The 6,967-nt window shown below is 70.2% G+C and carries 7 protein-coding genes; 4 read left to right on the top strand and 3 right to left on the bottom strand.

Annotated elements, in window-relative coordinates; genetic code table 11:
* The first annotated feature begins 13 nt into the window (after positions 1–13).
* The 4 genes from J1C73_RS17595 to J1C73_RS17610 are packed head-to-tail and all read left to right on the top strand — an operon-like array spanning position 14 to position 4,076.
* Complete coding sequence (locus J1C73_RS17595; RefSeq protein WP_207317232.1) at positions 14–958, top strand: alpha/beta hydrolase; 945 nt, start codon at positions 14–16, stop codon at positions 956–958.
* On the top strand, positions 951–2,111 hold the full coding sequence (locus J1C73_RS17600; RefSeq protein ID WP_207317227.1) for an acyltransferase family protein: 1,161 nt from the start codon (positions 951–953) through the stop codon (positions 2,109–2,111). Before J1C73_RS17595 ends, J1C73_RS17600 begins: the two co-directional genes overlap by 8 nt.
* 10 nt (positions 2,112–2,121) lie before the next feature.
* Positions 2,122–3,411 carry a sensor histidine kinase gene (locus J1C73_RS17605; protein WP_207317228.1) on the top strand — a complete coding sequence of 430 codons (1,290 nt, stop codon included), beginning with the start codon at positions 2,122–2,124 and terminating at the stop codon, positions 3,409–3,411.
* Positions 3,408–4,076 carry a response regulator gene (locus J1C73_RS17610; protein WP_123465722.1) on the top strand — a complete coding sequence of 223 codons (669 nt, stop codon included), beginning with the start codon at positions 3,408–3,410 and terminating at the stop codon, positions 4,074–4,076. The genes J1C73_RS17605 and J1C73_RS17610 overlap by 4 nt, the downstream gene beginning before the upstream one ends.
* 7 nt (positions 4,077–4,083) lie before the next feature.
* Here J1C73_RS17610 and J1C73_RS17615 read toward each other — a convergent pair whose 3' ends face one another.
* From J1C73_RS17615 to J1C73_RS17625, 3 genes are all read right to left on the bottom strand, one after another.
* On the bottom strand, positions 4,084–4,845 hold the full coding sequence (locus J1C73_RS17615; protein ID WP_207317229.1) for a class I SAM-dependent methyltransferase: 762 nt from the start codon (positions 4,843–4,845) through the stop codon (positions 4,084–4,086).
* Positions 4,846–5,085: 240 nt separating this feature from the next.
* Positions 5,086–5,601, bottom strand: a complete 516-nt coding sequence (locus J1C73_RS17620) for a DUF6630 family protein (RefSeq protein ID WP_207317230.1) — start codon at positions 5,599–5,601, stop codon at positions 5,086–5,088.
* Positions 5,602–5,998: 397 nt separating this feature from the next.
* On the bottom strand, positions 5,999–6,967 hold a 969-nt coding region (locus J1C73_RS17625), incomplete at its 5' end, for a hypothetical protein (RefSeq protein WP_207317231.1).

Here is a 6,967-nt window from a genome sequence, read left to right on the forward strand (position 1 = left end):
CTGCGGTCAGGGCCTGCGCCGCACCCTGTTGGCCGCGCTCGTAGCCACTTCGGTTGCCGCGCCCGTGTCCGGAGCCGCCCGCTCCGCAGCCGTCCCGGCACCCGTTCCGGCCGAGCTCGCCCCGCTGCGGAACGCAGCCCCGGGCACCCTCGACGCACGCTACGCCGCCACGCGCGACGAAATCCGTGCTGCCGAGCGCATGGCCGCGGGCCACGGCGACCGGAGGCGGGCCGCGGCGCTGCGCGACATGGCGGACCCCCACCGCCACTTCCTCCTCTTCGACGGCCGCGACGGCGGCCGCACCGCCGAGGTCTTCGGAGACCTGGCACAGGCCGAGCGGATCGCCGTACTCGTGCCCGGCGCCGATACCAACCTCGACAGGTACTGGCGTCTGAGGAACGATTCCGCCGCCCTGCGAAGGAAGTTGGGCCCGAAGGCGGCCGTCGTCGCGTGGCTCGGCTACGAAACACCGGCCACGGTGAGCACTGCGGCCCTCACCACCCGACGAGCAGACGCTGCGGCGCCCGGCCTCGCGCGGTTCGCGGACGGCCTGCACACCGCCAGACCGGCCGCCAGGATCTCCCTGCTCTGCCACTCCTACGGATCGGTCGTCTGCGCCCGAGCGGCGCCCGGTCTGCGGGGAGTGGCCGCCCTCGTCCTCTACGCCAGCCCCGGCACCGGCGCCGGTAACGTCCGTGCGCTGCACACCCGTGCCACCGTCTGGGCCGGCCGGGGAGCGGACGACTGGGTCGCCCGCATTCCGCACACCCGGCTGAGTCTCCCCTTCGTCTCCATCGGCTTCGGAAGGGACCCGATGTCGAAGGAGTTCGGCGCCCGCACCTTCGACGCGGGAACCGGCGGGCACAGCGACTACCTCAAGCCGGGCTCCCTGTCCCTGCGGAACCTCGCCCACATCGTCTCGGGCACCGCATCCTCCGGAAGGAGCCGGCATGCGTGAGGTCATCCAGCGGATCGACGCCGCCACCCCGCACCACCGCGACCGGGCCCTCGACGCGCTGCGCGCCCTCGCCATACTCGGAGTCGTGCTCGGGCACTGGCTGGTGACCGCTCTGGTCGTCGACAGCGGCACCGTCCACGCTGCCAGCCCGCTCCAGCGCACACCCGAACTCGCCCCCGTCTCCTGGGTGTTCCAGACACTCGCGGTGTTCTTCCTGGTGGGCGGGCAGGTAGCGGCCACGAGCTATGCGTCGGCCCGCGCCCGGGGCACCACCTACGGTCGCTGGCTCGGCACCAGGACCCTCCGGCTGTTCCGGCCGGTCGCGGCGCTGCTGGTGGTCTGGGCCGTGACGGCGGGCACGATGCTCGCCTCCGGAGTCGGCTACGACAACCTGCACGCCCTGCTCAAACTCGTCCTCTCACCCCTCTGGTTCCTGCTGGTCTTCGCCGCGCTCACCGCACTGACCCCGCTCGTCAGCCGGCTCCACCCGCTGTGGCCCCTCGTCGTGGTCATCCATGTCGACATCATCACACTCGGGCTCGACGGCCCCGCCCGGCTCGGCTGGATCAACGTGGCCGCGGGCTGGCTCGTCCCGTACTGCCTCGGCACGGCCTGGTCCCGCGGGGACCTGCGGTCCCGGAAGACCGGCTGGACCCTGCTCATCGGCGGCGCGACGGCCACCGCCCTGCTGGTCCTCCTCGCCGGATACCCCGCGGCCATGGTCGGCGTACCGGGCGCAAGGATCTCCAATCTCGACCCGCCCACCCTCGCCGCGGTCACCTTCGGACTCGCTCAGTGCGGTGCGGCACTGCTCCTGCTCGGGCCACTGCGGCGGGTACTCGTGAGGCCGGCCGCATGGGCGGCGGTGGCCCTGGTCAACCTCAGCGCCATGACCATCTTTCTCTGGCACCAGACGGCGATGATGGCGGTCACGGCGACCGGTCTGCTCACCGGCCGCACCCTGCCGGGCCTGCACACCCGCCCGGACGGGACGCAGTGGATCACCGCCCGGCTGCTCTGGCTCCCGGTCTTCGCCGTAGCACTGACCGTGTGCTGGGCGGCGTTCAGAACGTACGAACAGCGTCGGCAGGGACGCACCACGGTGGTGCGGGAAGGGCAACCCAGCCGGACCGGGGAGGCACACCGTGCTTAGGGTGGCAGTCATGCGTAGGCAATGGGCGGGGACCGGGGCACTGCTGACCGGACGTCTGAAGGCACTTCCGCGCACCCTCGCCCACGACCTGTGGACCACGGCCGTCGAACCACCGCCCCGTCCCGGACGGCCCGGACTGCACGACTGGCTCCCCGCCCTCCTGGTGCCGCTCGTGGTGTGCACGGTGCCGATCGCCGCGTTCAGCATGAACACCCTTGTGTTGCAGTACGAGCTGGACACCTGGGACGCCGTCTTTCTCGGCGGGATCCAGTCCGCGGCACTCATCGCCGCCCTGTACCGGCCGGTGCCCGCCTGGTGGGTGGTGACCACCGTCATGATCATTGTCGCGCTGACCGCGAAATTCCGGGCCGTCGACAGCATGCTTCCCTGGACCGGGCCCGGAATCGTCGTCCAGGCAGGGGTGCTGCTGATGATGGCACTGCGGCTGCGCCCCCGGATCGCCGTCGAGGCACTCGCCCTCAGCGTAGTGGCGGGCCTGGCCTGCGTCCCGTACGGCTTCACCGACCCCACTGCCGACACTCGTGTCGCCGTTGCCGTCCTCACCACCGCCGTCGTGGTCGGCGCCGCACTGCGCGGCCGTCAGGTCGCCCGCACCGAACTCGTGGCCCAGGAGGAACGCACCGCCGAGGAACGCAACCGCCGCACCCTCCTCGAAGAGCGCAACCGCATCGCCCGCGAACTCCACGACGTCGTCGCCCACCACATGTCGGTCATCTCCATCCAGGCCCAGGTCGCCCCGCATCTGGTCGAGAACCCGTCCGACGAACTCAAGGAGAACCTCGCGGGTATCCGCGAGAACGCCGTCGACGCGCTCACCGAACTGCGCCGCGTCCTCGGTGTGCTCCGCTCCGAGGACGCACTGTCCGCCGAGGCGCGGCACACCCCCCAGCCCACCCTCGACCGCCTGCCCGAACTGCTCGACAACGTGCGAGGGGCAGGCCTCAGGGTCACCACCGACATCACCGGCGCACCGCGGGCCATCCCGCCCGGCGTCGGTCTCTCCGCCTTCCGCATCGTCCAGGAATCCCTCAGCAACACCATGCGGCACGCGCCCGGAACAGCGGTACGCGTCGGGATCGGATACCTGCCGAAATGCGTCACCGTCCGCGTCACGAACACCGCGCCGGACACCCCCGCCCCGCCTCCGCGCGACGTCGGCCACGGTCTCCTCGGCATGCGTGAACGCACCGCCATGCTGGCCGGGGAATTCACCAACGGGCCGACACCCGAAGGCGGTTACGAGGTAGTGGCGATACTTCCCCTGGAGGAATCCGTATGACCATCCGTGTTGTCATCGCCGACGACCAGATGATGGTCCGCCAGGGGTTCACGGTCCTCCTCGACGCCGAGCCCGGGATCGAGGTCGTCGGCCAGGCGGTCGACGGGCTGGACGCGGTGGCCAAGGTCGCCGAACTCACGCCCGACGTCGTGCTGATGGACATCCGTATGCCCGGGCTCGGCGGCATCGAGGCAACGCGCCGCATCACCGAGCCCGCCGGATCCACCGTCAGGGTCCTCGTCCTGACCACATTCGACCTCGACGAATACGTGTACGAAGCGCTGCGCGCGGGCGCCTCCGGATTCCTCCTCAAAGACGCCTCGGTGGCCGAACTCGCCCAGGCCGTCAGGGTAGTGGCAGCGGGGGATGCCCTCCTGGCACCGAACATCACCAAGCGTGTCATCGCCGAGTTCTCCCGCGTCACCCAAACCCCCCGCATCCCGGAGAGGGGCCGCGCGGGCGTCCTGACGGAACGCGAGACCGAGGTCCTGTCCCTCATCGCGCAGGGACTCTCGAACGCCGAGATAGCCGCGAACCTGGTGGTCGCGGAACAGACGGTCAAGACTCATGTCGGCCGGATCCTGGTCAAGCTGGGACTCCGGGACAGGACCCAGGCCGCCGTGTTCGCCTACGAGACCGGCCTCATACGTCCGGCCGGCTACTGAACCCGGGTCACGGCGTGACGGAAGCCGTAGAACGATGTGTGGTCTCCCGCCGGAAGAGCGCGGTCCACAGGAAGGACTCGCCGAAGAGCGGCGACTCGGACGGCTCGTCCCGCATGCGGCGCAGCTCGATCTCCGTGAGGTCGGAGAAGATCCAGCTCAACGCCTCCGGCGTGTAGGCGAGCCCGCCGTGGAGACGTGACTGGCCGTACAAGTCCCGGTCGCTCAGCTCCGAGCCCATCGCACCGGCCGCGAAGCAGGTGAGGCCGAGGTGACCGCCCGGTGCCAGGGCCCGGTCGAGCAGCGCGCGGTAGCTGATGCGCCGGTGCGGCGGCAGATGATGGAAGCAGCCGGAATCGTAGATCAGGTCGTACGGCCGGCCGGGCTCGGCAGCGAGCAGGTCGAAGGCGTCACCGCAACGGAATCGGACCTCGGCACCCGCCTCCGCAGCCCGGCTCTCGGCCCAGGCGACCGCGGCCGGTGACAGGTCGATGGCGTCCACTTCGAATCCCATGGACGCCAGGTAGAGGGCGTTGCGGCCTGGACCACAGCCCAGATCGAGTGCCCTGCCCGGCTTGATCAGACCCCGTTCGACCAAGGAAGCCAGGTTCTCATCGGGCTTCGACACGAAGAACGGCACGGGCTTCGAACGGTCGGCGTAGAAGTCGTCCCACCAGGCGGCCCCGGCCGTCGTCCAGCGGTCGGCCTCCGGCACGAACAGGCCGTCGAGCAGCTTCATTACGTCGTCCACGGTTCGTATGCTCCGGTCCATCCGGATCTCCTCTCCCGATACCGAAACGATAGGTTCGAACAGGACGAAAGGCCAGGTCAGGTGGATTCTCGCGGACCTGCTCGCGGGTTCCTGGGAGGCCCGTGCGCGGCCCGGTGGGCAGCTGCGCGCGCCGGGGGCGAACGGCCCCCCGAGGGCCCGCCGCGTGGCGCCACGGACCCGTTCCCGCTGTCGCCATGCCCGGGATTCAGACCTGATTCCGAGCCATCGGCCTGACCGGAATCAGGCGCCGAATCCCCGTGCGGTGAAGCCCGCGCGGGCCGCGAGCGCGGCCAGCTCCTTCATCCGCGCGGCTCGCAGGCACACCACCGGGTAGCAGTCCGAGTCGATGTCGAGGACGGCAAGCGCCGCACCGACGTCGCGGTAGCGCCGACCGCAGGCCTCCAGGAACTCGTGGGTCGGCAGCAGCATGTCGTCCGCCCCGACCAGCACCCAGGGGTCCACCGACGGCCGGGACGCGAGCCCCCGAAGCCGGGACCGGATCTCCTCGGAGTCCTCCTTCCAGTCCAGCTCCGCCAGCAGCCGGTGCTCGGCGAGCGCGTCGACGAGCGCTATCCAGGCGAGGTCGGGCAGGGGCTCATCGATACCCCGGTCCTCCAACGCGGCGGCATGGTCGCGCACGTACCCCGCGGGGTCGTCGTGAGCGTGCAGTGCCCGCGCGGCGACAGCCTCATGGGCCGGAGCGAGCAGTGCCGCGACAGCGGCCAGGGACGTACGGGCTTCGTCGGAACCGGACATGAGTTGCGCTCCTTCGGCAGCCGCGCGGCTGCGTCCGACAGGTGATGTGGACACCCGGTCCGGCGCCCCTGGAAAAACCCTGCCACAGGGGTACGACAACGAGGCCTGCGGACGGGCGTGGCACGGGCCGCAGGCGCGGCCTCGGGCGCCGTATCAGCCGTCGAGGAGTACCCGAGCGACCTATCGGATGAGCAGTGGTCGTGACCGGGCCGAAGATCCCGTCCTGGGTGTAGTTCACCCCGGCCGGGCAGCGGCGGCGCGGATCTTCTCCGGATCGGCCACCGGCGTGAGCTGCCCGGCCGCTTGCCGTCGTAGCCGGCGGCCTTGACCGTACGGACGAAGTGGTCGGCCTGAGCGGCGCCGGACCGGAGTCGTTGAAGTGGCACGGCGCGACCATTCAGGGCCGACTCCAGTCGCCCAACACGGTCGGGTGCGCCCAGTGCAACATCATCACGGCGTGCATCAGGCGCGTGTCCGGCCAGTCACTCACGACTTGGTATCTGCCCTCGTCGAAGTGCATCACCTCGTGGCCGTCAAGCCGCCACCGAGTCGTCAACGGCATCCGCGGGAACTCGCCCCCGAGCGGAATCAACACCAGCATCACTGCCCATACCGGCGAGAACAGCCACCACAGGAACCAGCCGGCCAAGTGCCCCTTGAGACCACGCAGCACCGGCCCGTGGCTGACCTCGACCCGCCACGACGTGCGTGCGAAGCGGAAGATACTTCCCCGCCGACGCGTCACCCGCGCCAACAACTCGCCTTGAGAACCGAGCACGCGATACACAGCCGTGCCGGAACCGGCCGACTCGGTATCGATCACCATCACCCATGTCTGACGTTGTGCGTCCCCCCACAGCGTCAGATGCCGCCAGTCCTTGTCCTGCGTTTTCTTGTCCCGCTTGACGTCGTCGACGAACAACTCGTACTCGGGTACCTGCGGAGACGTATCCCCACCGGGCCTCGACGACAACAACGGCCCCGCCCACGTCCCGGCAGGCTGTTTTTTCAACGTCCGCTCGTCGAACTGCATCCGGACATTGAGCTTGGTCCCCGCCGCTATACCCGTCACGTATGTCATCCGGCCCCCCGTCCGATCGGCCGACCTGGCCAACAAGGCGAATCGTACGACCCGCCCGGCGTCCCCGCAGTCAGCCCACCCCGAGCGACTCGACGCGCTGCGCCGCACCCGTACCCAGCGGGTCCGGCGCCTGCGTGCAGAGGCGAAAGCCGCCGAGCAGCTACGCCACACCCCGGCCTCCCGCGCCGCGTCGACGCCATGACCACCCACCAGGCCGCCTGCGAACTCGACCAGCATCAGCGCACCGACCTGGCCCACCTGGTCCTGCCCGACCTGATCCCACCC

The organism is Streptomyces laculatispora, from assembly GCF_017353455.1.
GTDB lineage: Bacteria > Actinomycetota > Actinomycetes > Streptomycetales > Streptomycetaceae > Streptomyces > Streptomyces laculatispora.